The following is a 22,108-nucleotide window of genomic DNA, read 5'->3' as shown; positions in this document are numbered from 1 at the left end:
TGGTGAGTGGTGAATGTCGGGTGTTACTGGGTGCTGGCGGCCGGCGCCATACCGGCATCGGCGAAGGCACGCCGTGCCTCATCCGGCAAGGCCTCGGCGATGCGCTGGAATTCGGCGCTGACGGCCGCCTGCAGCGCCTCGATGTCCTGCGCGGCGGCGACTGTCGGGCAGGTGGTAATGTCGAGCAGGTAGGTGCGCGCCGTGGCGACTGCTTGCGCGGTGGCCGCATCGCCGCTGGCCATGGCGGCAAAGCCGATACCGGCCAGGCGGTTGAGGATGGCGTCGCGCGCCTGGCGCACGCTGGCCAGTACCGGGGCGGCCAGCACGGCAAACGGTGGCGGCGGCGGTGCGGTGATACTCCACTTGCCGCCGGATTTCTTGCGGATGGTCGCGCCGGCGGTGATTGCCTCGCGCAGCATGGCTTCGTCGTCGGGCGTCACCTCGACGCCATCGGCCGGCCAGGTGCCGGCCTGCTCGTAGTCGGCACGCATATCCTCTGGATAGAAACCACGGGTGGTATTGGAATAGAAGATCGTCATATTATTTTCCGATAGCGATATAACGGGTGGCTGGCGTGGAATCGGACGAGTACGCAGTAAAGCCCGTCCTGGATGGCTTGCCGGTTCCCAAGCGATTTACGGCATCGCTATTGGCTCCGGTGAGGCAGACGCCGAAGCACTCCACAGGGAAGGCGATATCGAATGCAATTGAATTGCCCGCTGGCGTCGCTGTGGCATCACCAAATTGCATGATGAAATTACCCGGCAATTTTTGATGGCCGCTACTTGCAGCCAACTTTGACGAAAAATCGGCATTGCGCCACAACTCGGCGGTCGATTCGATCACTTGCCATGTAACATCAGACGCGGCAGTGAGCGTGAGGTATTGTCCCGTTTTAAATTCGATGAAGGGGACGCCCCCGACAGTGAAGCTGATGTTGGCACCCTCACCTGGGACGATTTTTGCCGTATTGCCGCCAAAGCCAAAGAAGTGAATGCACTTGCCTGAATTTGTTTGTAAGCCAAGATCGCTAGGCTTAGGCAATGTAAAAATCAGGTTTGGCTCCGAAAAGTACAGTGCTTTGCCGATATCAACAGGGGTCAGACTGCGGGACCCTGCCACAGCATCATGCGCAATAATATTGCCTTGTGATTGCTGCACAAACTCGGTATTGGCCAGCTTTTTCGACGCGTCAAACCTCGGCAGTGTCGCCACTTCTTTCATGCTGTATTGCGGGTGCGGATCGGCAGCCGCTGCGTGCTTGGCCAGTTGCTGTTCACCGTAGGCAACGATACTGCTGTCCTGTTGATCCACATGGCTACGCTGGGCCAGCAGCGGATGCGGGTCTGCAGCAGCCTGGTGCTTGGCCAGCTGCTGATCGCCATAGGTGCGCGCGCTGGCGTCTTGCTGATCGACATAGGCGACCTTGGCCAGCAGCGGGTGCGGGTCGGCGGCGGAAAGGTGCTTGGCCAGTTGCTGATCGCCATAGGCCCGTGCGCTGGTGTCCTGCTGATCGACATAGGCGACCTTCGCCAGCAACGGGTGCGGGTCTGCGGCAGCTTGATGCCTGCCCAGCTGCTGGTCGCCATAGGCGCGCGTGTTGGTGTCTTCCTGATCGACATAGGCGACCTTCGCCAGCAACGGGTGCGGGTCTGCGGCAGCTTGATGCCTGCCCAGCTGCTGGTCGCCATAGGCGCGCGTGTTGGTGTCTTCCTGATCGACGTAGGTGACCTTCGCCAGCAGCGGGTGCGGATCGACGGCAGCCTGGTGCTTGGCCAGTTGCTGGTCGCCATAGGCGCGTGTGCTGGTGTCTTGCTGATCGACATAAGCGACCTTGGCCAGCAGCGGGTGCGGATCAAGAGCCGCCTGATGTTTGGCCAGTTGCTGGTCGGCGTAAACGGCGACTTTGCCGTCTTGTTGATCGACATAGGCGACCTTCGCCAGCAACGGATGCGGGTCGGCAGCAGCCAGGTGCTTGGCCAGTTGCGCGTCGCTGTAGGCACGCACGATGATGCCCTGGTCATCGACATACTTGCGGGTGGCCAGGATGATGGACGGGTCGATTTTCAGTTCGATGGCGGCCGTGCTGGCGACGATCAGCACGATGCGCACCACTTGCGTGCGGCCGCTGCCCTCGGCCATCAGGGGCTTGTAGCTGGGCGGGCAGTTGGCCACCGCGCACAGGTCGCCGGCCTCGTCAAAGATACCGATTTCGCGTATCCACCAGCCGCCCACGTCCTCGGGCAAGACTTGCTCGACGATGATCTGGCTGGTGTTGGCCGGGTCGATGGTCAGCTGGTTCAGGCCTGCGCGGCGCACCTCGTGCACCAGTGCCTTTTGCGTGCGCACTGGCATGGGGAGATTGCCGTTGCCGTCGCCCACGGCCAGGCTTTTCAGTTTCAGGGTTTGGCCCAGGGCGATGGCGTTGGCCAGCTTGGCCTCGCCCACTTCGGTCAGGATGGCAAAGTATGTGCTCATGGATAGATGGTCAGGGTGTCGATGGTATGGGATGCGCCGGCCTGCAACAGCGTGCCGCGCACTTCGATGGTTTCCGCGATCCAGGGATACACGGTCATGGCGTCGCCGTGGTACGCGCAAGCGCCCGCGTAAATGCTGCCGCGACTTTCCAGATAAATGGCCAGGCCCGTCATGTGACGGCTGACGGGCTTGGCGTCGGCAATCAGGCGCTCCATTTCCTGAAACATGGCGTCGGTGATGCCAGAGTCCAGCACGCCGACATCGAGGCGGAATGTGCCCGGTACGCCCGGTGGCGTGGTCTGCCACCATTCGGTGATGCGGATCAGATAGCCCAGGGACTCCACCACGCGGCGCACGGCGGCAATCGTGCCCTTGTGCTTGTGGATGAAATAGGCCGCCTTGATGCTGCCGCGCTTGGTCGATTCGGGCCAGGCGTCGTCCCAGCGGTCGACGGAACAGGCCCAGGCCAGGAACGGCAGCAGGGCGACCGGGCAGCGGTCGGCGTTCCACAGGTCGCGCAGCGGCACGGGCACGTTGACCAGCTCGGCGCAGGCCACGGCAATGGCGCGCTCCAGCGCCGTGGTGTTGGGCGGCAGGGTCGGCACAACCTTATTCATCGAGCACCATCACGTTTAAATTGATGGCGGTGCAGCGCGCGGCCTGGGTGGCGTTCAGTTCGATATCCGCCGCCGGGCTGGTCAAGACGACCTTGCGCACGCCCTCGACGTGCACGGCGGCGCTGCAGGCGGATCGGTAGATGCTGTGCCCCAGCGGGCGGCGCGGCTGCGACACGCGCACGGCGTTGGCGCGCGCGGCGTCCAGCAGAATCGGCACTTCCGGGCCGACGCCGATAAACAAGGTGGCCTCGATCTGGTAGTCGATGACCTGGGCGGCTTGCACCGTCAGGCGGTCACCGAGGGGGCGCACGTCCTCGGCGTTGAGCGCGCGCGCCACGGTGGCCAGCAGCGCGGCGTCGGCGATGCCGGTGTCGTTGTTGGCCAGCACCGTGACGGTGACGCTGGCCGGCGCGGGGCTGGTGGCGCTTGCGTCCTTGACGCGCCCATCGCTGCTGCGCGCGTGGAATTCATACGAAGCTTTTGGGCCGGCCACGGACAGGCCATCCGGCGCCTCCTGGATGCGCAGGCGGTAGGCGTCGTTGTCTTCCATGATGGCGGCCACGGGCGGCAGGGCGTTGGGATTGGCCGGCGTGATGACCAGGCGCGCCACGTTGACGTTGGCACCCAGCTGGTCCAGGTCGCCGTCGAGGGCAAACGCCAGCATGACGGCCTTGCCCGCCTCGTTGACGCGGTTGCGCAGGATGGTTTCTTGGTAGCTGTTCTCTTCCAGCAGCTTGGTGACCGGTTCCGATTCCAGCTCCAGCAGGGCCGTCACGGCCGCGCGCTCGGATTCCGGCAGCAGGGTGACCAGGTGCGCCTTGCGCTTGGCCAGGATGGCTTCGAAGTCGAGCACTTCGACCACGCTCGGTGCCGGCAACTGGGTCAGGTCGATGGGCGTGCTCATACGACGCCCCCTTGCTTGACGGGCACGGCCAGGGTGATGCCCTGGCCGTTCGCCGTGCCATCGAGCAGCAGCGCGATGGCGCCGTCCGTGTCGCGCGTGAGCTGCACGCTGGCGAGCTGCAAACGCGGCTCCCAGCGGCGCAGGGCAAAGGCGGTAGCGGCGTAGATGCGCAACTGCGTGGCGCTGTTCAGGGGCTGGTCGATCAGCTCGGGCACTTCGGAACCATAGCGGCGGCGCCGGATGCGCGAACCCATCGGCGTGGTGAGAATGTCGGTGACCGACTGGCGCAGGTGGGCCAGGCCCGTCAGGCTGCGCCCGGTGGCGGCGTGCATGCCCATCATGCTTGCGGCCCGCCCGACCGGTCGCCGCCGGCTTTGACGCCGCCGTGCGGATGCTTGGCCAGGCTGATGGCGCCGGCCAGCACGTCCTCGCTGGCTTTGATCGTCCCTTGCACGGCCATGGCCACGCCGCCAGCGGCGCCGGCCTTGGCGTTCACGCCGCCGTTCAGGGCGGTGGCGCCGTTGACGGTGGCCGCTTGCATGACGATCAGGTTTTTCATGACGGTCAGGTCGCCCGTGCAGATAGTGCTGGGAGCGTTCGACGTCACCTTGTCGGCCGTGATGGTGGCCGTGCCGCCGGGGAGTAGGGCCGTCAGGGCATGGGCCGCGTGGTCGTACTGCACCACGGCGCCGTCGGGGTAGTGCGTGGTGTGGATGGTGGGGCTGGCTTCGGGTGCGTCAAATTCCTGCGAGTACAGCGCCGGCACGATGATGCCGCGCGTCAGGTCGCCGCCGGGGGAAAAGACGATGACCTGTTCGCCGACAGTCGGCGCGGACCAGGTGCGCGTGCTGCCCGCGCGCCGTGTGGCGCAGTTCAGCCATTCGGTGGTGAGGGTTGGCCCGAGTAGTACGCGCGCCTTGGCCCCCTTCACCTCGGCGATGGTGCCCAGGCGGATCAGGTTTTGCAGCAAGCGGAGGAGGTCGGACAGGTCGGCGTTCATGCAATGCATGTTGCCGAAGTCCGCGTGCGGATGCACGCGGGGGCGGGTTGATAAGCCGATTAGCGACTATGGCACACTTAGATAGTCCAATATATTATTCAAAAAAACACGAGATATTGAAAATATGAAAAGTCATTCTCATCCTAAAAAAAACAACAATAAGAATCATTATAATAATTCCACTTATTACAAAACCCCAATACACTTTTCTTTCAGAATTAGACATTTCATCAAGACGTTGCCCTAGATTTTTTGTGAAAATATCTTTGTATAATTCTTTCTGACTTTTCTTTTTATTCATTTTCCCTCCTCTGGAAATTTCGTATCGAAAAAAGAACCCTTCTGCAAGTCCAAACCTTCAAAAAATCTGAATTACATCAGAAGAATGTTGATTGAAATATGACTCTGTTCGATAGTTAAAAATCGTAGGCGACTCTAACTCATTTGATAACTAATGTCAGTTAAAGTTTACATTGATACTTCTTACTTTCTCTCCATGTGATGCAGCAGGGACTCGCGCATCAACGTTCGATCCGGTTCGCTCAAGCCCAGCAGCGGCCGCTCCGGGTACTTGTACAGTGGGCCTTTTTTCGACAAGCGGTCTTGCCGGCCAAACTGATGCACCCGCGCCACGCGTGCCACCCAGCCAAAGAACCCGACCTCGATCTGGTCGCCGGTCGCTTTCACTTTCAGATGTTTTGCTGTGCGAATCTTGGCAAACATCGCCGCCTTCTGCCGTTTGATTCGTCCATTCTTCCCCTTGAATTCCTTGCGCCGCTTGCGCGCTGGATATGCCGTGCCATCCGGCCCCTGCTGTGCCTTGATGCGCTGCGCCTGGTTGCGGCGCAGATCGATGGCCACCTTGTGATTGATGGCGCGGCGCTGGGCTGGCTGCAGCTTGGCCAGCAGGGCGCCGGCCCAGGCTTCCAGCGCGTGCAGGTCGCCGCTCATGGCGTCGCCTCGGGCGTGCGCCATTCGGCCAGCAGGGTGTCGCCGTCATACAGCTTCCAGAACTCGTCTGCGTAGGCGGGCATGTGCTGTATCTCGGCCAGATGCTTGATGTCCAGGCGGCCCGCCTCGCCGGCCTTGACGGCCACGCGCTCGGTCAGGTCCAGCTTGATCGAAATATCGACCGTTTCATGGTTATTAAAATCGACTTCGAAGGCGATGCCATGCTTGCGGGTTTCCTCGTTGGCCATCAGGTCGAGCTGGTGGACTTTTAGCCAGGCGATCAGGGCCACCATGATGGCGTCGGCGTCGCCCGCGTAATCGGTCACGATCAGGTTGAGCTTGAAGCGGTATTCGAAGGAGAGCGAGGCGGTGGCCGACGCCACCACGTTACCCTCGTCGGCGAAGACCAGCAGGCGGTCGGGATCGCGCTGCAGGTCGGGGATGGCGGCGGCCAGGTGCTGGCGCAGGCTATTCGGTTTGTACATGGTAGGTGTCTCGCACGGTGTTGTAGGCGTCGATGCAGGCGTTTAGCTGCCGGGTGGCGTCGTCGCCGTCGCTGGCAATGGCGTCAAGAGCTGCCGCAGTCGCTGGGTCAAGTTCGGCGCGCGTTTCCTGCCGATGGCTTGCGGCAGCGGTGGAATCTGCAGTTGCGGCGCACTGGCCGCTGGAGACGGGGATTGACAGGCGCACAGCGCCGCTGCGCACGTCAGTATTGAAACGGTCGCGTTCAGTTTTCGCATGGGTTTGTTCCTGGGTGAGGTGGTCGGCGCGCTGCGCCAGGGCGGTGCCGGCGGCGCGCTCCAGCGTGAGCACGCGGGTGGTGGCTTGGGCCAATTCGGTGGCGGCGGTGGTCTTGTCGGTGACCGCCGCCCGCTGCAGGGCGGCGATGCTGGCATCCTTGCGCCAGCCCTGCGTCGTCCAGCCCGCGATGGCGCCATACAGCAGGCAGGCGGCCAGCGGGCGCCAGGTGGTCGCGGTCACATGGCCACCCGTTCCTTGATCCAGCCGAACAGAAAACGGCGCTGGGTCTTGTTGGCTTCCGTGATTTCCAGGTAGCGCGCCGCCTGCAGGCCGTTCAGGGCGCGCAGTAGCACGGTGGCGCCGTCCTGGCCGCGCCATTTGAGGAAGGCTGCCAGGGCGCCCAGCGACTGCGCGCCCAGGCGGCCGTCGACGAACAGGGCCGGATAGCGCACGCCCGTGTCGTTGAAACCGTTCAGCCAACGCTGCAGGAACTCGGCCGCCCGGTGCGGCCCCATGTTCACGCCCGTGTCGATCACTTCGGCGCCGATGCCGGTATGAAGGGCCAGCACCTGGTCGAACTTCGGTTCCGTGATGTAGCGCGCCGTGTAGATGGCGCGCGCCACGGCCACGGGCAGCTCGCGCATGGGCCCCGGGTAGCCATTCGCGCGCGCCACCGCTACGGTGATGCCGTAATTGGTTTCGCCGCCCTTGTCTTGCGGGTCGTTCACGTAGCCGCCTTCGGCGCGCAGGATGGCGTCGATGACGCGCGCGATCAGCGCATTTTCCGGGGTGGCCATCAGTGTTCCTTCGCGTCTTTGACCAGCTCGGCGATGTCCTTGTCGCTGCGGCGCTGGAACCACAGGGCCACTGCGCGCGATACCCACCAGCCGGGTGCGCCGACGATCAGGTCGATGGCGGAAGCGTTGACCATGGCGCCGATGCTGGGAAGTTGCGCGCACAGCAGTTGATACGCGGTGCCGCCCAGGAGGCACGAGAACACGCCCGCACAGGCGAGGCGGGCGACGAATTCGCCCTTGTTGAAGGTGCCGTCGCTATTTAAGGGCGGCAGAACGATGTACAGCATGGCCGCGCCGACCATGCCCAGCGCCGCCTTGAAGCCGTACAGTTTGACCAGGGTGGCGAAACCACCAAACGATTCTGCGGACATTGCTTGTTTCTCCATGATGAGGATAAGTAGAGGTGTTGTTAAAAAAATTAGTCCCATAGCTGCACAAGATCGGCAACGGCTGCCACGTTGGCGGCAGGTTCGGGCAGGGTGACCACCAGGCCGGCCGGCAGCACGGCGCCGTGGCGCGCCAGCGCGGGATTGATTTCCAGGGTTTGCTCGACGTATCCCGCGCCGTCGCCCAGGTAGCGCCACACCAGGGCGTCTACCGTGTCGTGCTGCCGCGTGCGCACCTGCATCAGATCAATTCCACGGTGAGGTGCGTGCGGCCGACGATATCGGCGATGGCCCATTGCGCGTTGCGGCGCTGCGCGCCTGGGGCGTCGTCGAGCCACTCCATGCTTTTCTTGTCGCTGACGGAGGTGGCCGTGCTGTCGTAGTCGCGGTAACGCTCGATCAGATCCGCTTTGGCCGTGCTGTAGACGGCGCGCCGGTACTGCGCCAGCAGGCGGGATTCGCGGTTGATGCGCGTGGCCGGCACGTCCACCAGGGCGGCGATACCTGCAGCGGCCTGCTTGCCCTGCCAGTCGGCCAGCTCGCGGTTGACGTGCAGGATGGCATCGACCACGGCTTGCACCAGGCGCGCGTCCGTGACGGTGCCGTCAAGGCGCATGGCATCGCGCATATCGGTGAGCAGGATGTCGGGAAACCAGCCGTCGTTCTCGATGATGCCGACGGCCGGTGCTGGCGGCGCAGGGGCGGTGCCAGGCTTGGTTGACGGGGGCAGGGCCATGAAGGACATACGGGACGCTTTCAGAATGGGGCGGTGGACGGGGTTCATCAGGCAAATGAATTAGCCAGAATCCCCCCGTGCCGCCGTGCTGCGGGGGATGCTCTTTACTTGGAGTCGGCCGCGCGCTTGAGGCGCCGTTCCAGCCGTTCCATATCTTTCTTGACGCCGCACGACTCTGACAGGGCGCGCGCGCGTTTCAGCTGGGCCATGGCCGTTTCTGCCTTCGCCACCAGCGCCGGGGCGATGTCCGTGTCGTCGGCCTGATCGAGCACGGCGAGCATGGCCAGGCCAATGGCCTTGTGCAGCTTGGCGCGCGCCTGGTCGGGCGCGTCGCTGGCGGCCGTCAACTGTTCCACGGTGCCCAGTACCTGCGCGGCGTGCTGCGGATCGGAGGCCAGCTTGCCGTGCAAGTAGCCTTCGGAAAATTCGTCCAGCATCAGGGTGGCGATGTCGCGGCTGTAGGTGTCGGGCAGGGTGAATTTGTGCGCCAAAGCGTAGGCGGCCATGACCAGGGCGCGCTCGTATTCGCCCGTGTCGATGTGCCACACCAGCAAGGTGGCAAAGACGTCATCCTGTGCACCCTTGCCGCCGGCCAGCACGCCATCGATCCACTGCGCATAGTCCGGCAGCAAGGTGGCCTTGACCTCGATCTTGCGCTCGACGGACTGGATGGCTTTCAGGCGGCGCCGGTCGTCGGCCAGCTTGTAGAGCATCATTTCGTAGGCCGTGCCGGTGGTGACACCCTGCGGCGCGGCGGCGCCGGCCGTGCGCTCGGCCAGCATGCGCGCGCGGTGGCGCAGGGCGGGGGATTGATTGGCCATCATTTGTCTTTCAGCTCGATGTTTTCCACCAGGGCGGCCAGGCCCAGGTCTTCGATCACGTAGGCGTCATTCGACGACTCGTAATTTTCGATGCGGTCGCGCTTGGGTACGTCCTCGACGCGGCGGCGGCGCGCGCCTTCCTGGAAGTAGATCGACAGATTGTCGAAGCGCGTAATCAGGATCGCGTTATCGGGGAAGAAGGGCACGCGCGCCGCCGGCAAGCCGCCGATGCGTTTCTGGCTGATGATGATGTCGGCCGCCAGGGTTTCCGTGGGCGCCTGCTTGGTGTTGACCAATGGAAAATACTTGTCGTTCAACAGCTTGCGCCCGACGATGGCCACCAGATTGGTGTCTTCCTGATACCACGGGTCCAGCAGGTTGACTGCATCGGTGACGGCCGCGTCGAGGTTGGCATAGTCGGCGCCGTCCACGTCGCCGATGACGACCTTGCCCGGCATGCCGCTGGCTACCAGGCCCAGCACGCGCTCGGGCGCCAGCTCGCGCAGGTGCTGCAGCCAGCCTTTATTGACGTCCTGCAGCAGCGGATTGGCGTCCAGGTCGGTGTCGGCCATGGCTTTCACGCCATTAAAACCGATGACGATGCGATCCAGCGCCTGGCGCGTCAAAATGGCATTGGCCACGCGCGATTGAAAGTCGGGGAACTTGGCCCAGGCGTCCAGCTTGGCATAGTTCAAATGCGTGTCGAAGTTGGTTTGCTCGCAGCGGTACTTGGTGCCGTCCAGGGTGGACAGGTCGCGCGTCTTGCGTTCCTTGTCCTTGGTGTTGGTGCGGCCGGCAATCGGGCCGGATACGCCCAGGCCCAGCTTTTCGCCTTCCTGCTCGGTCACGCCGATGATGTTCACTTTCGTGAGGAACTCGCTCGATTCCTGCATCTTCGTTTCCAGCTTTTGTTGCACGCTGGGCGTGACGCTGAAGGTCTTGGCCACGTTGTCCGTGTCGTTCAGTTGGCCCAGGCGGGTTTCATACTGGCCAAATACCTGGCGCGTTTGCTTTTTCATAAATCAGTGCTCCGTTGTTGAATGGGGGAAGAAAGGGCGAGGGCGCTTAAAACTCGGTCTGCACGGCGCCGTCGTTGCCGGTGGCGGCCGGGCGGCGCGGGCCGTTGCCGGGCGCCTCGTCCATCTGCGCCTTGAAGGCGGCCAGCTCTTCCTGCGTGGCCTTCAATGCCGTTTCGGCCGCGTCGATGCGCTTCGCGGCGTCCGCGTAGTTGTCGTTGGCGGTGACGACGTGGCCGGCCAACGCCTGCACGGCTTCGCTGATGTCGGCGAACTGCGCGGTGTCGGCGCCGGATTTATTGGAAAAGCGCGACAGCAGGTTTTTCACGGCGTCGGCCAGCTTGATGCCCTGTGGCTCGTCAAATTCCAGCGTCACCTCGACGGCGGACGTGAACAGGTTGGCGCTTTGCTGCTTGCGGCTGGCGGAAAATTTCAGCGCCTCGGTGCCCAGGCTGGCGGGGCTGTCGGTGACACCCAGGCCGACCAGGTAGGGCTGCGACGAGTCGGCAAAGTCGGGCTGAATTTCCAGGCTGGTGTACAGCTTTTGTTTCGCCTTGTTGATGGCCGCCAGTTCCGGCGTGGGTTCGATCTGCGCGAACAGGGCCAGTTTCTTGCCGCTGTCGGTGTCCACTTCCTCGGCTTTCACTGCGATCACGTCGCCGTAGGCTTTGAACTGGCTGTCGGGCAGGATGCCGCGAATGTGTTCGAGCCAGATGCGCGCGCCGTAGGTCTTCGGGTTGTAGGTGGCGGCGATCTGCTCGATGGTGGCGCGGTCGATGTTGCGGCCGTCCGTGGTGGCGCCTTCGGTGGCGACGCGGAAGAATTTCGATTTGGACATGGTGGGCGTTCTCGGTTGATCGGATAACGCCATGGTCAACGTCTTGGCGCCGCGATTCAATGCGGTGCGGGTTGCTATGGCCAATAGCGACTTTTGCCTTCCCCCGCTCCGCGCGCGCGCGGCCTACGCTGGCGGCATGCTGACAATCGAGAAAACAAGCGAACAAACCCCCGACGAGAAAATCGCCGAATTGACCGTGCCCGAATCCGAGCCGCGCCGTGCCGCGCGCGCCCTGTACTGGAAGGGCTGGCGCATTTCGTCCATCGCCCGCCACCTGGGGATCAAGCGCAGCACGATCAATAGCTGGAAAGAGCGCGATGAATGGGACAAGGCGCAGGCCATCGAGCACGTCGAGGCGTCGGCCGAGCTGCGCTTGGTGAAACTGATCGAAAAAGAGGTCAAGAGCGGCAGCGACTACAAGGAAATCGACTTGCTGGCCCGCACCATCGTGCAGATGGCGCGCGTGCGCCGCTATGAGCAGCCGGGCGGCAACGAGGTCGATCTCAATCCCAAGCTGGCAAACCGCAATGCCGGGCCGAAGAAGAAGCCGACGCGCAACGACTTCAGCGAAGAGCAGAAAATCCAGCTGCTCGATGCCTTCCAGGATTCGCTCTTCGACTATCAAAAGGTCTGGTACCGCAACGGCGACCAGCGCACGCGCGCCATCCTCAAGTCTCGCCAGATCGGCGCCACCTGGTACTTCGCCCGCGAGGCGCTGGCCGACGCGATGGAAACCGGGCGCAACCAGATTTTCCTGTCCGCTTCCAAGAGCCAGGCCCACGTCTTCAAGCAATACATCGTGCAATTCGCGCGCGAGGCGGCCGGCATCGAGCTGACCGGCGACCCCATCGTGCTGCCGAACGGCGCGCACCTGTATTTCCTGGGCACCAATGCGCGCACGGCGCAGGGCTACCACGGCAATTTCTACTTCGATGAATTTTTCTGGACGCAGAACTTCCAGGAGTTGAACAAGGTGGCCTCGGGCATGGCCATCCACAAGAAGTGGCGCAAGACCTATTTCTCCACGCCATCCTCGACCACGCACCAGGCTTACCCGTTCTGGATGGGCGAGCTGTTCAACAAGCGCCGCGCCAAGGCGGATCAAGTCAACATCGATGTGAGCCACGGCCGCCTCTCGTCGGGTTTTACCGGCGAGGACAAGATCTGGCGCCAGATCGTCACCATCCTGGACGCCGAGCGCGGCGGCTGCAACCTGTTCGACATCGACGAGCTGCGCAACTTCGAATACAGCCCGGACCAGTTCGACAATTTGCTGATGTGCAATTTTATCGACGACTCGGCCTCGGTCTTCCCGCTGGCCGAGCTGCAACGCTGCATGGTCGATTCCTGGGTGGAGTGGGACGACTACAAGCCCTTGCTGGGCCTGCGCCCATTCGGCAACCGGCCCGTGTGGATCGGCTACGACCCGGCCTTGAACGGAGACAGCGCCGGCTGCGTAGTGCTGGCGCCGCCCATGACGGCAGGCGGCAAGTTCCGCATCCTGGAGCGCCACCAGTGGCGCGGGCAGAGCTTCGAGGACCACGCCGACGCCATCCGTCAGATGACCCAGCGCTACAACGTTGAGTACATCGGCATCGACACGACCGGCATGGGCATCGGCGTGCTGCCGATTGTGCGCGGCTTCTTCCCGGCCGTCACGGCCCTGAATTACTCGCCCGAAGTCAAAACCCGCATGGTGCTAAAAGCCAAAAACATCATCAGCAAGGGGCGGCTGGAGTTTGACGCCGGCTGGACCGACATCGCGCAGTCCTTCATGGCCATCCACAAAACCCTCACCCCAAGCGGGCGGCACGTGACCTATGTCGCAGGCCGCAGCGACGAAACCGGCCACGCCGATCTGGCGTGGGCCTGCATGCACGCCCTCGATCACGAGCCATTCGAAGGCACCACCGACAACCACCAATCCTTCATGGAGATTTATTCTTGAGAAAAGCACGACACATGCGCGCGCGTGGCCGCCAGGCCGAGAGCGCACCACCAGCGGCCACGGCGCCGGCCGCCGCCAGCATCGAGGCGTTTTCCTTTGGCGACCCGACGCCCGTGCTCGAGCACGCCGATATCCTCGACTGCTTCGAATGCTGGAAGAACGGGCATTGGTATGAGCCGCCCGTCAACCTGGCCGGCCTGGCCAAGTCCTTCAATGCGGGCGTGCACCACAGCAGCGCCATCCACTTCAAGGCCAACGTGCTGGCGTCCACCCTGATTCCCAGCAAGTATTTGTCGCGCGACGCGTTTAAACGCATGGCCCTGGATTTCCTGACGTTCGGCAATGCCTACCTGGAAGATCGGCCCAGCCGCAGCGGCAAGGCGCTGGCGTACCAGCACGCCCTGGCCAAATACATGCGGCGCGGCGTCGATCTGGATACCTATTATTTCGTCAACGGCTACCAGGCCGTGCACCAGTTTGACAAGGGCCGCGTGTTCCACCTGATGGAGCCGGACGTCAATCAGGAGCTGTACGGCGTGCCGCAGTACCTGAGTGCCCTGCAATCGGCCTGGCTCAACGAGGCGGCCACGCTGTTCCGCCGCAAGTACTACAAGAACGGCTCGCACGCTGGCTTCGTGTTCTACATGACGGACGCGGCCGCCAACACGCAGGACGTGGACAACCTGCGCCAGGCCATGCGCGACAGCAAGGGGCCGGGCAATTTTCGGAATCTGTTCATGTACGCGCCGAACGGCAAGAAGGACGGCATCCAGATCCTGCCCGTGTCGGACGTGGCCGCCAAGGACGAATTTTTCAACATCAAGAGCGTCACGCGCGACGATCAACTGGCCGCGCACCGCGTGCCGCCGCAGCTCATGGGCATCCTGCCGAACAATGCCGGCGGCTTCGGCGCCGTGGAACCGGCCGCGCGCGTCTTCGCGCGCAACGAGCTGGTGCCGCTGCAGGCGCAGTTCATGGCCATCAACGAGTGGGCCGGCGTGGAAGTGGTGCGCTTCGCCCCGTATGACCTGGCCACGGGCGGGGAGGGCGCAGCATGAGCGACCACATCGACAACACCGACAAGATCATCTTTGCCGAAGTGGCGCGCGGCCTGGCCGCCGTGCGCGGCCGGCCCGCCCTGGTGGCGCATGGCTGCTGCCACTACTGCGACGAGGCGCTGGCGCCCGCGCTACTGTTCTGCGATGTGGATTGCCGCGATGACTACGACAAGGAGCAGGCGGCCAAGGCGCGAGCCGGCCGCCCAGGATGAGCACCACGCCGCGATAGCCGGCAGGGCGGGGACGCGATAGCCTAGCCGCGCCAGAGCACCCCAGCCACCGCACAAGCCGCCCACGAGGCGGCTTTTTCACGTCCAGACGAATGATATTGCTACAAAAGCAAGAAAAAAGCCTATTTCGGCCCGGCGCGCGCAGTTGTCCCCCCTCCACACCTGCCCGCTATATAGGGCTCTTTTGACTCAAATTTGCGCCATGGCCAAAGGCGCATGAGGACTGGCGCGGCGGGGCGAAGAGGGGGCATGCGATTTGACGCATTTTGACGCACTTTGAGCGGTTTTTCGTACGGGTGGTGTGATGGGCGTGGGAAGTGTATTTTTTGTTTCCTGGCGGGGCTGTAACGCAGCCGCATGGCGCATATATTAACTGATGCTATCCAGCGGCGCGGCCGCCTATGGGAACCTCGAATAACCGTAGCGAGCGGCGGCAGATACGGTCAAGAAGTGCCGCCGTACTGTTGTACGGCGAGCACTGCAGGACTAAGGCCCAACGCGCAGCAGGTTTTTCGAGGTGGTCAAAGTAGCTTACTGATTACTGATACATACTGCTCAGCGACTGCAGTGAAATCGTTGCGCTTGCAGCGTCCTGGACACTACTGGTATTGACGAACACCATTTGCTGTCCGTTACCTTGCAGTGACCACGCAACGGTTTGATAGTCCGACTGCGTGACCTTGTATTGATTCACGGCCATGCCGACAGCTTGTATCAAGATGGTTGGGTCGACGACCTTGTTGACCACGGTTACCTTCGCGGATTGTTCCGAGAATTGAATGACAGTAAATTGGTTGATATTGCTTTGCAATTGGGCCTGATACCAGTGCGAAGCAATCACATTGTAGTAGCGCGTAAATTTATTGAACGAGTGCGCCTGACCGTCGGATGGCAGCTGCTGATTGTTGATGCCGGCGGTGTTGGTCGGCATTTTGACGCTGGCGATATAGCATTGTACTTGCGCGCCGGGATTGTTTTGCAGCACGGCCGCCGAAATCGTGGTGGTGTCGGAGCCGTTGACGAATAACACCGAAGCCAAGCCCTGATTTCCGGTAGTGCCCGGAATCTGAACGATAGCCGGCGGTTGCGAGTTACTCCAGACAACAGAAACAGTAGTGCCGGTATCCGCAGAGGCCGAGTTATAAAATATCAGGCCATACAACTGGCCACTGTTCAAATTTGTGCAAGTTGCGGTATCACCTGGGGTGAGGGTGATTAATCGTCCATCATTCCAATTAGTCGAAGCCATGTCAATGTTCCTTTGGTTGAAATAACAATCAATATATACATATCATATTAACAATATCATTTATGGGATAGTGAAATATGTCATGTACTCTCTTCGTCATACATGGATTGCTCCATTTTGTCCGCCTATTGGGCGGCAATGCTTAGCTGCATATTTGAGTATAGATATTTAATTTCACGGAAACGGAATTAAAATTAATTTTTAATAATCCGGGGCGTAATTGAAAAATCAGGTCAGATAATTAATCTGCTCTGCCAATAGAATTTTTTTGAAAAAACAAATTTCGTGAAACTTTATATCGGAATTCAGAATGGAAAATATACTCCTGAAAATTTCGTATAAATGCGCACTTTGTCACGCGTTTATAATTTTTTTTGAAAATAAATCATTGACGCGGAATATGTTAACTTTTTGGAAATTTGTGATCGTATTCCGATTCGCAACTTGCCCTACTTCAAGGTCAGGCGCCAGTTGAGTACACGGTACACGGTTGATTCCTGTCACCCATCGCTAGCGGCATGATCCAAGCCCTTCACAGGTAAGCCAGCACCACACACACCTGATAAGGGAAGAGATCCGCAACTCGGCGCTCTCGCAGCGGGAATTGGCCGAGCGCTACGACGTGAGCCGCCTGGCGATCAGGAAATGGCGGAACCGCAACCGCGCCGGGGACCGTTCGAACCGGTCGTACACCATACGTGCGAGGCTCACGCCCACGGAGACTGATCGTTGTGGCGTTGCGCACCAGAGGGGCTGCTCTACCCTTTGTCCAAGTCGTGCAAGCGCCATTCCTGCCTCTTGAGGTGCAGGTGACCAGAATGGACGATCTATCGTCAAGCCCGAAAATTTGCTCATCAAACACAAAAGCCTCCGCATGGAGAAGATTGTGACGTGGTAGTGTTGTTTTTAACTTTTATACATCTTATTTGTTACGATGCGTGAGTATTTGGAGCGCTATTCGGCGCACACTCTTATGCACGTAAAACTGGGAGTTGTTCCATGGCTGATTCAAATAGCTTGCCGGCGCGGATGATGGGCTCGGGCTTCAAGCGCTTTTCCTTGTTGCCGCTGGCGATCACATTTGTTGTCGTGGTTTGTATGTCACTTCTTGCAATTCAGGCCTGGATGGCATGGCGTGCAAGAGACTTGCAGCTAAGCGAGGCCGCCCGGGAAAGTGCTAATCTGGCTCAGTCGGTAGCCCAGCATGCCTATGATACGATCAAGGAAACTGATACCGCATTGATTGGGTTGGTAGAGCGTATAGAAAAGGATGGAACCTCTGACCTTGAACTGCCCCGTATTCATGACCTGCTGGTTATGCGTGTGGCGGAGCTACCCCAGTTGCATGGAATGTTCGTTTATGCCAAAGATGGTAGCTGGCTGGTAAATTCTCAGAAAGTGTTGCTAAAGAGTTTGAATAATGCTGATCGAGAATATTTTAAGTATCACAAAAATAATGCCGAACGTGGCCCTCACATAGGTCCCCCTGTACGCAGCAAGTCAACAGGTGACTGGATTATTACTGTGTCGCGGCGCATTAATCTTCCTGATGGAAGTTTTGGCGGTGTTGCTCTTGCTACAATTGACATGAAGTACTTTAGAGTATTCTATGATAAGTTTTCAATTGGCGAGCGAGGGGCGATTTTTATTGCAAATGGCAAAGGAATACTTTTGCTAAGAAGGCCATTTGATGAAAAAATGCTCGGCCGAGATATATCGCAGTATCCATTATTTAAGGATTATCTTTCCAAGGGGCCGGTAGGTACGGCATCCATAACGTCAAGATTGGACGGTGTTACACGTATTAATAGCTATAGAAGGATAGAAGAGTATCCTTTAGCCGTTTCCGCCGCATTGTCTCAAGATGAAATATTAAGAAATTGGCGCAGTGATGTTTACCTACAGTTTATGGTTGGTGGAATATTGGTTTTGCTAATTTCTTCCCTTGGATATCGTATGGTTAAGCAAATAAATCTACGATCGAAAGCTGAGAAAAAGCTAATGTTGGCCGGCATCGAGTTGGAATTAATTAATGAAACTTTATCTCGACTTGCTAATCAGGATGGTCTGACGGGACTGGCAAATCGGCGTCATTTTGACGAGTCGTTAATGGGGGAGTTTAATCGTGCGCAGCGTGGAGAAAGCTCGCTTGGATTAATTATGATCGATGTTGATTTCTTTAAAAAGTACAACGACATTTACGGTCATGTGGCCGGCGATGAGTGTTTAAGAAAAATTGGCAAGGTGCTGGCTTATAGTATGCGCCGTCCAGGGGATCTTGCGGCCCGCTATGGCGGTGAGGAGATGGTTGTGTTATTGCCAGGAACTGATCTCGCCGGCACATTGGCCGTAGCCGAGAGCATTCGTGGCGCTGTTCAAGGGATGGAAATCGCACATACTGGAAATCCGCTTGGGGTTGTGACGGTAAGTATCGGTGTGGAGGCTTTTTCTCCGATTCATTTAGAAAACCAGCCTATTGAGTTGGTCGAGGCCGCCGATAAAGCATTGTACAAAGCGAAAGAATCAGGGAGGAATCAGGTTTGTTATGCGTCTTCTTTTCGGGGGAACGGGACAAGTGAAAGCCTTTCGGCCTTTAGTTGATAGCTTTATTTTTTAACTTTGACAGAAGTGCGGGAGTCCTCACTGATCATGATGGACGACATCAATTTTTTCACTTGGGTTAGGTTGCTCAGGAGTAATAATTTTTGGCTGTGTCTTCCATCTGTGTACCCAGGATGCTGACAAGTGCGCCGCTCTGTATCAGCTCCTTAGCATAGGCTGAAGCCTCGACTCTTATTGCTTGGATTGATTTTAGCGCCCCTGGCGTTTCGATAAATACTGCTGGTTCAAGGACAACTCCGTTGTCACCTCGCTGCGAAAACCAAATCTGTCCTCGATAGCGCCCATCCACCAGGCGGACGGTGGTAATGGAAAAAGTATAACCGTCTAGTTGGTGCGTATTGTTATCGTGCACGGCATGGACTCCCGTTCTCAAACTCAGTCTCTCACGTAGATGCTGATCTTGGTTGAAGCTTGACAATGATTTGACCTAAATCAAAAAGTTGCCTGCTCAACTGGCAACATGATGTTTTGTTGAGCGGTGTCCCTGTGGAGGAGTAGGTTAGGACTTTTTTGTACTGACGTTTTTGCGTAGGTAGCTTGGTAGGTACGGTTGTTGCAAGGTGTGTGGAAGTCGCATAAAACCTAGATGTTTGCATTACACCGCTTCAGCGGCTTTTTCCCGGAAGTGAGTACGGCGCGGATGATGTGGGAAGGAGCGAAAAACGGCCGAGAAAATGTATAATTTTCGAAGAAAAAACGCAGAAACATGCGGCTTTGAGTACCTATCGAAAAGTACTGTATATTATACGACTCACCCCCTAAATGTAGCATCCATGCGGGTTCCGGCTAAGTATCATCGAGCATGGGGTGCATGGGGTCGGAAGTTCGAATCTTCCCGTCCCGACCATTAGAATTAAAGACTTAGGCCACTCTTCGGAGTGGCCTTTTTCTTGGGTGCGAGTTTTCACCCCTGCATTTCCCCTACGAAAATATGGGCTTGTTTGCAATCATTTGGTATTGCTTGAAACAGCTTATCCCCGCTGACGATTCCTTCCCCGTTGGCATGGTAATCTTCCATTTTTAGAGCGCGCTGAAGTAAGCGGCCCGGGCGAGCGTCTGTTTTTTTTGGGGGGGGCCGACTAAAGGTCTCGATGGACAAGAGTGGTGCGAACAAGGCGGCCATCGACGCGGTCAATGCCGGTCGCGACGTGCCGATCCCGGTGCGCCAAATCAAATACCGCAACAACATCGTCGAACAGGATCACCGCGCCATCAAGCGGGTGACCAGGCCGATGCTCAACTTCAAATCATTCCACTCTGCCGCTAACCATACGTTCCAGAAATTCCTTCAGATGATGGCGTATGTACTGCGCTTGATCCGGCTCGGGCGTTTTGAATGAAGGGGCCGGCGGCTTTCGGCCATAAATCCATGTTTTTTAGCATTTTTAACGGTTTTATAGCAGCGATTCGGATTGAGTCGGATTTGCGTGGCGTCTATCATCTTTCAACCCGGTCCGTCAAAATCATTGTATCTGCTTGCTCGATCCGTCCGCGCTTGTCACCGTTAGGCGCTAAATTTTACCTGAGAGCCAGCGTGTCTAAAACCATGATTTTTACCATTACCCGAAAGAAATGCAAGCGTGAATGCAAGGGGCCTGGTACTCCGCCACGCTAGCGCGGAACAGTCAATCAGGTGTTGGAGCGACAGTGCGATCCAACTTGGCTGCCTATTTGCACCCGACGGCGATCCCTAGGCACGTTGCAAGACAGTGTCGCCAATCAATAAGCGAGAAAGATAATCATGTTGGATAAGAAATGGTGGCATAACGCCGTCGTGTATCAGATCTACCCACGTAGTTTTCAAGACAGCAATCATGATGGGATCGGTGATCTGGCCGGCATCATCGGCAGACTGGACTACCTGCAACAGCTGGGAATCAACCTGATCTGGCTGTCGCCGGTGTACCGGTCGCCGATGGACGATAACGGCTATGACATCTCCGACTATCAGGATATCGCCGCTGAATTCGGCACATTGGCCGAGATGGAGCAGTTGATCGCAGAGGCGGCCAAGCGCGACATCCGTATCCTGATGGATCTTGTGGTCAACCACACCTCTGACGAGCACGCTTGGTTCGTCGAGGCGAAAAAATCCAAGGATAGCCCCTACCGTGACTACTACATCTGGCGCAATGCAGGCGCCGATGGCTCCCCGCCCGACCAGCAACGTTCGTTTTTTGGCGGCAGTGCATGGGAATACGATGCCGCCAGCGGTGAATATTACTTCCATCTGTTCTCGAAACGACAGCCGGACCTGAACTGGGAAAATCCCCAGGTGCAGGAAGAGGTGCATCGCATGATGAACTGGTGGTTGGACAAGGGCATCGGCGGCTTCCGCATGGATGTGATCGATCTCATCGGCAAACAGGTCGACCAGCAGGTTATCGCCAACGGCGCACAATTGCACCCGCTGCTGCAGCAAATGCACCAAGCGACCTTGGCGGCACGCGATGTATTGACGGTGGGCGAGACGTGGAGCGCCACCCCGGAGACCGCCAAGCTGTATTCCGACCCGGCGCGTCAGGAGCTGTCGATGGTCTTCCAGTTTGAGCACATCACTATGACCCACGATACCAAGGAGGGGAAATGGAAGCCGCGGCCGTTCGATCTGATCCAATTCAAGCAGATCATCAGTAAGTGGCAGACCGAGCTGGCCGATGCCGGCTGGAACTCGCTGTTCTGGAATAACCACGACCTGCCGCGCGCCGTATCCAAATACGGCGACCCCGGCCGTTACCGGGTTGAGTCGGCCAAGATGCTGGCCACCACGCTACATTTTCTCAAGGGTACCCCTTATGTCTATCAAGGCGAGGAAATAGGCATGACCAATGTACGTTTCGATTCCATCGACGACTATCGCGACATCGAATCGCTCAACCTCTACCACGAACGCACGGCCGCCGGCGTGTCACCGGAGACGATGATGGCCGGCATCCACGCCAACGGGCGGGACAATGCACGCACCCCAATGCAGTGGAACAGCACATACAACGCCGGCTTCAGTAGTGGCACGCCATGGTTAAAGCTGAATCCGAACTACCCCGAGATCAACGTCGCGGCCGCGCTGGAACAACCCGATTCGATCTTCTTCCACTACCAGAAGCTGATCGAGCTGCGCAAGCACTGGGACGTCATGGTTTACGGGCAATACCTGCCATTGCTGGAGCAGCACCCGCAGGTATTCGTCTACCGGCGCAGCTTGGGGAGCCAACAGCTGGTTGTCGTCAACAACTTCTCCGGCGAACACGTCGAACTGGATCTGCCGGCAATGCTGCACGGCATTGCCGGGCAAGGCTTGATCAGCAACTATGCCCAGCGTGACAGCTGGACCGACCACCTCAGCCTGCAGCCATACGAATCGTTTGCTATCGCTTATGTGTGTGACGCAGGGCGCGGGTACGCTAAGAGACACTGGAATGAGAATCGGGGTGATCAGTACGATTCATGGGGAACATCGTGGTGGTACTTTGAAGTCGATAGCGCCGGATGGGTTACCCGACAAATTGAGCAGTATGTTTCTGGCATGCTGCTTTGCTATAGTGCCGAGCATGAGAGTGACGAATTTGGCGGGATAGCAGAAATTCCACCCGATTTATCAGAGCCAGGATACATTGCGATCTCCCATCGAGAGTTCGAATCAGTTTGGAGGGATTCGTAGTGCTTCGGTTGTCGGCCAAAAGTTGACAGTTAGCCATTCATTCGAGGACTTGACTACA

At 58.9% G+C, this 22,108-nt stretch carries 24 protein-coding genes and 1 pseudogene; 6 read left to right on the top strand and 19 right to left on the bottom strand.

All coding sequences use genetic code 11. The features are described from left to right. Positions 1-23: 23 nt before the first annotated feature. The 17 genes from O0882_RS02005 to O0882_RS01925 form a co-directional block, all read right to left on the bottom strand. The gene (locus O0882_RS02005) at positions 24-539 is read right to left on the bottom strand and encodes a hypothetical protein (protein WP_289944924.1); all 516 of its coding nucleotides are present in this window, start codon (positions 537-539) and stop codon (positions 24-26) included. A gap of 1 nt (position 540) precedes the next feature. Next, complete coding sequence (locus tag O0882_RS02000) at positions 541-2,478, bottom strand: phage tail protein (protein ID WP_289946782.1); 1,938 nt, start codon at positions 2,476-2,478, stop codon at positions 541-543. After that, entirely contained in the window at positions 2,475-3,095 is a 621-nt protein-coding gene (locus O0882_RS01995; protein WP_289944923.1) for a phage tail protein I, read from the bottom strand. The genes O0882_RS02000 and O0882_RS01995 overlap by 4 nt, the downstream gene beginning before the upstream one ends. Beyond that, positions 3,088-3,999 (bottom strand): baseplate J/gp47 family protein, encoded by a 912-nt coding sequence (locus tag O0882_RS01990; protein WP_289944922.1) that lies wholly within the window; start codon positions 3,997-3,999, stop codon positions 3,088-3,090. Before O0882_RS01990 ends, O0882_RS01995 begins: the two co-directional genes overlap by 8 nt. Beyond that, positions 3,996-4,340 (bottom strand): GPW/gp25 family protein, encoded by a 345-nt coding sequence (locus O0882_RS01985; RefSeq protein ID WP_289944919.1) that lies wholly within the window; start codon positions 4,338-4,340, stop codon positions 3,996-3,998. The genes O0882_RS01990 and O0882_RS01985 overlap by 4 nt, the downstream gene beginning before the upstream one ends. Then, a complete protein-coding gene (locus O0882_RS01980; protein ID WP_289944917.1) occupies positions 4,337-4,999 on the bottom strand; it encodes a phage baseplate assembly protein V in 663 nt (220 codons plus the stop codon). The genes O0882_RS01985 and O0882_RS01980 overlap by 4 nt, the downstream gene beginning before the upstream one ends. 94 nt (positions 5,000-5,093) lie before the next feature. Then, complete coding sequence (locus O0882_RS01975) at positions 5,094-5,300, bottom strand: hypothetical protein (RefSeq protein ID WP_289944915.1); 207 nt, start codon at positions 5,298-5,300, stop codon at positions 5,094-5,096. Between the two features lie 182 nt (positions 5,301-5,482). Further along, on the bottom strand, positions 5,483-5,950 hold the full coding sequence (locus tag O0882_RS01970; protein ID WP_289944913.1) for a phage virion morphogenesis protein: 468 nt from the start codon (positions 5,948-5,950) through the stop codon (positions 5,483-5,485). Beyond that, entirely contained in the window at positions 5,947-6,435 is a 489-nt protein-coding gene (locus O0882_RS01965; RefSeq protein WP_116743623.1) for a phage tail protein, read from the bottom strand. The genes O0882_RS01970 and O0882_RS01965 overlap by 4 nt, the downstream gene beginning before the upstream one ends. Beyond that, positions 6,419-6,931, bottom strand: a complete 513-nt coding sequence (locus tag O0882_RS01960; protein WP_289944907.1) for a lysis system i-spanin subunit Rz — start codon at positions 6,929-6,931, stop codon at positions 6,419-6,421. Before O0882_RS01960 ends, O0882_RS01965 begins: the two co-directional genes overlap by 17 nt. Further along, positions 6,928-7,488 carry a glycosyl hydrolase 108 family protein gene (locus O0882_RS01955; protein ID WP_289944906.1) on the bottom strand — a complete coding sequence of 187 codons (561 nt, stop codon included), beginning with the start codon at positions 7,486-7,488 and terminating at the stop codon, positions 6,928-6,930. Before O0882_RS01955 ends, O0882_RS01960 begins: the two co-directional genes overlap by 4 nt. Continuing rightward, complete coding sequence (locus tag O0882_RS01950; protein WP_289944905.1) at positions 7,488-7,859, bottom strand: hypothetical protein; 372 nt, start codon at positions 7,857-7,859, stop codon at positions 7,488-7,490. The genes O0882_RS01955 and O0882_RS01950 overlap by 1 nt, the downstream gene beginning before the upstream one ends. 47 nt (positions 7,860-7,906) lie before the next feature. Next, positions 7,907-8,116 carry a tail protein X gene (locus tag O0882_RS01945; RefSeq protein ID WP_289944903.1) on the bottom strand — a complete coding sequence of 70 codons (210 nt, stop codon included), beginning with the start codon at positions 8,114-8,116 and terminating at the stop codon, positions 7,907-7,909. Continuing rightward, entirely contained in the window at positions 8,116-8,619 is a 504-nt protein-coding gene (locus O0882_RS01940; protein ID WP_289944900.1) for a head completion/stabilization protein, read from the bottom strand. The genes O0882_RS01945 and O0882_RS01940 overlap by 1 nt, the downstream gene beginning before the upstream one ends. Positions 8,620-8,714: 95 nt before the next feature. Next, on the bottom strand, positions 8,715-9,431 hold the full coding sequence (gene gpM, locus O0882_RS01935) for a phage terminase small subunit (protein ID WP_289944898.1): 717 nt from the start codon (positions 9,429-9,431) through the stop codon (positions 8,715-8,717). Next, positions 9,431-10,450, bottom strand: a complete 1,020-nt coding sequence (locus tag O0882_RS01930; RefSeq protein ID WP_289944896.1) for a phage major capsid protein, P2 family — start codon at positions 10,448-10,450, stop codon at positions 9,431-9,433. The genes gpM and O0882_RS01930 overlap by 1 nt, the downstream gene beginning before the upstream one ends. A gap of 46 nt (positions 10,451-10,496) precedes the next feature. Next, the gene (locus O0882_RS01925) at positions 10,497-11,285 is read right to left on the bottom strand and encodes a GPO family capsid scaffolding protein (protein WP_289944893.1); all 789 of its coding nucleotides are present in this window, start codon (positions 11,283-11,285) and stop codon (positions 10,497-10,499) included. 136 nt (positions 11,286-11,421) lie between these two features. On the opposite strand from O0882_RS01925, the gene O0882_RS01920 reads away from it, so the two are divergent. From O0882_RS01920 to O0882_RS01910, 3 genes are read left to right on the top strand one after another with little or no spacing between them, the layout of a single operon-like run. Next, positions 11,422-13,233, top strand: coding sequence for a terminase ATPase subunit family protein (locus O0882_RS01920; RefSeq protein WP_289944891.1), 1,812 nt, complete (start codon positions 11,422-11,424; stop codon positions 13,231-13,233). Between the two features lie 14 nt (positions 13,234-13,247). Further along, positions 13,248-14,291 carry a phage portal protein gene (locus O0882_RS01915; protein WP_289946780.1) on the top strand — a complete coding sequence of 348 codons (1,044 nt, stop codon included), beginning with the start codon at positions 13,248-13,250 and terminating at the stop codon, positions 14,289-14,291. Then, positions 14,288-14,503, top strand: coding sequence for a hypothetical protein (locus O0882_RS01910; RefSeq protein WP_287770852.1), 216 nt, complete (start codon positions 14,288-14,290; stop codon positions 14,501-14,503). The genes O0882_RS01915 and O0882_RS01910 overlap by 4 nt, the downstream gene beginning before the upstream one ends. A gap of 556 nt (positions 14,504-15,059) precedes the next feature. Here O0882_RS01910 and O0882_RS01905 read toward each other — a convergent pair. Further along, positions 15,060-15,770, bottom strand: coding sequence for a hypothetical protein (locus tag O0882_RS01905; RefSeq protein ID WP_289944890.1), 711 nt, complete (start codon positions 15,768-15,770; stop codon positions 15,060-15,062). Between the two features lie 999 nt (positions 15,771-16,769). On the opposite strand from O0882_RS01905, the gene O0882_RS01900 reads away from it, so the two are divergent. Further along, on the top strand, positions 16,770-18,371 hold the full coding sequence (locus O0882_RS01900) for a sensor domain-containing diguanylate cyclase (protein WP_289944888.1): 1,602 nt from the start codon (positions 16,770-16,772) through the stop codon (positions 18,369-18,371). An 88-nt stretch (positions 18,372-18,459) separates the two neighbouring features. Here the strand turns inward: O0882_RS01900 and O0882_RS01895 are convergent, their stop codons facing one another. Continuing rightward, positions 18,460-18,744, bottom strand: a complete 285-nt coding sequence (locus tag O0882_RS01895) for a hypothetical protein (RefSeq protein WP_289944886.1) — start codon at positions 18,742-18,744, stop codon at positions 18,460-18,462. Positions 18,745-19,477: 733 nt separating this feature from the next. Between O0882_RS01895 and O0882_RS01890 the strand changes: the two are divergent. After that, a pseudogene (locus O0882_RS01890) lies at positions 19,478-19,732 on the top strand (DDE-type integrase/transposase/recombinase); the annotation flags it as partial. 401 nt (positions 19,733-20,133) lie between these two features. Further along, positions 20,134-22,050, top strand: a complete 1,917-nt coding sequence (locus O0882_RS01885) for an alpha-glucosidase (protein ID WP_289944885.1) — start codon at positions 20,134-20,136, stop codon at positions 22,048-22,050. The last annotated feature ends 58 nt before the right edge of the window (positions 22,051-22,108 follow it).

Origin of the sequence: Janthinobacterium sp. SUN073, from assembly GCF_030397665.1 — a bacterium.
Taxonomy (GTDB): Bacteria; Pseudomonadota; Gammaproteobacteria; order Burkholderiales; family Burkholderiaceae_D; genus Janthinobacterium.
Note: the sequence above shows the minus strand (reverse complement) of the source record. Positions and strands in the feature narration are given on the sequence as shown.

Bases quoted from the DNA above. Each gene is read 5' to 3' on its own strand.
- O0882_RS01945 (WP_289944903.1), bottom strand. From the start codon at position 8,116: ATGCAGGTGCGCACGCGGCAGCACGACACGGTAGACGCCCTGGTGTGG.
- O0882_RS01905 (WP_289944890.1), bottom strand. From the start codon at position 15,770: ATGGCTTCGACTAATTGGAATGATGGACGATTAATCACCCTCACCCCA.
- O0882_RS02000 (WP_289946782.1), bottom strand. From the start codon at position 2,478: ATGAGCACATACTTTGCCATCCTGACCGAAGTGGGCGAGGCCAAGCTG.
- O0882_RS01985 (WP_289944919.1), bottom strand. From the start codon at position 4,340: ATGATGGGCATGCACGCCGCCACCGGGCGCAGCCTGACGGGCCTGGCC.
- O0882_RS02005 (WP_289944924.1), bottom strand. From the start codon at position 539: ATGACGATCTTCTATTCCAATACCACCCGTGGTTTCTATCCAGAGGAT.
- O0882_RS01965 (WP_116743623.1), bottom strand. From the start codon at position 6,435: ATGTACAAACCGAATAGCCTGCGCCAGCACCTGGCCGCCGCCATCCCC.
- O0882_RS01900 (WP_289944888.1), top strand. From the start codon at position 16,770: ATGGCTGATTCAAATAGCTTGCCGGCGCGGATGATGGGCTCGGGCTTC.
- O0882_RS01915 (WP_289946780.1), top strand. From the start codon at position 13,248: ATGCGCGCGCGTGGCCGCCAGGCCGAGAGCGCACCACCAGCGGCCACG.
- O0882_RS01885 (WP_289944885.1), top strand. From the start codon at position 20,134: ATGTTGGATAAGAAATGGTGGCATAACGCCGTCGTGTATCAGATCTAC.
- O0882_RS01995 (WP_289944923.1), bottom strand. From the start codon at position 3,095: ATGAATAAGGTTGTGCCGACCCTGCCGCCCAACACCACGGCGCTGGAG.
- O0882_RS01990 (WP_289944922.1), bottom strand. From the start codon at position 3,999: ATGAGCACGCCCATCGACCTGACCCAGTTGCCGGCACCGAGCGTGGTC.
- O0882_RS01950 (WP_289944905.1), bottom strand. From the start codon at position 7,859: ATGTCCGCAGAATCGTTTGGTGGTTTCGCCACCCTGGTCAAACTGTAC.
- O0882_RS01955 (WP_289944906.1), bottom strand. From the start codon at position 7,488: ATGGCCACCCCGGAAAATGCGCTGATCGCGCGCGTCATCGACGCCATC.
- O0882_RS01920 (WP_289944891.1), top strand. From the start codon at position 11,422: ATGCTGACAATCGAGAAAACAAGCGAACAAACCCCCGACGAGAAAATC.
- O0882_RS01970 (WP_289944913.1), bottom strand. From the start codon at position 5,950: ATGAGCGGCGACCTGCACGCGCTGGAAGCCTGGGCCGGCGCCCTGCTG.
- O0882_RS01925 (WP_289944893.1), bottom strand. From the start codon at position 11,285: ATGTCCAAATCGAAATTCTTCCGCGTCGCCACCGAAGGCGCCACCACG.
- O0882_RS01930 (WP_289944896.1), bottom strand. From the start codon at position 10,450: ATGAAAAAGCAAACGCGCCAGGTATTTGGCCAGTATGAAACCCGCCTG.
- O0882_RS01980 (WP_289944917.1), bottom strand. From the start codon at position 4,999: ATGAACGCCGACCTGTCCGACCTCCTCCGCTTGCTGCAAAACCTGATC.
- gpM (WP_289944898.1), bottom strand. From the start codon at position 9,431: ATGGCCAATCAATCCCCCGCCCTGCGCCACCGCGCGCGCATGCTGGCC.
- O0882_RS01940 (WP_289944900.1), bottom strand. From the start codon at position 8,619: ATGTCCTTCATGGCCCTGCCCCCGTCAACCAAGCCTGGCACCGCCCCT.
- O0882_RS01975 (WP_289944915.1), bottom strand. From the start codon at position 5,300: ATGAATAAAAAGAAAAGTCAGAAAGAATTATACAAAGATATTTTCACA.
- O0882_RS01910 (WP_287770852.1), top strand. From the start codon at position 14,288: ATGAGCGACCACATCGACAACACCGACAAGATCATCTTTGCCGAAGTG.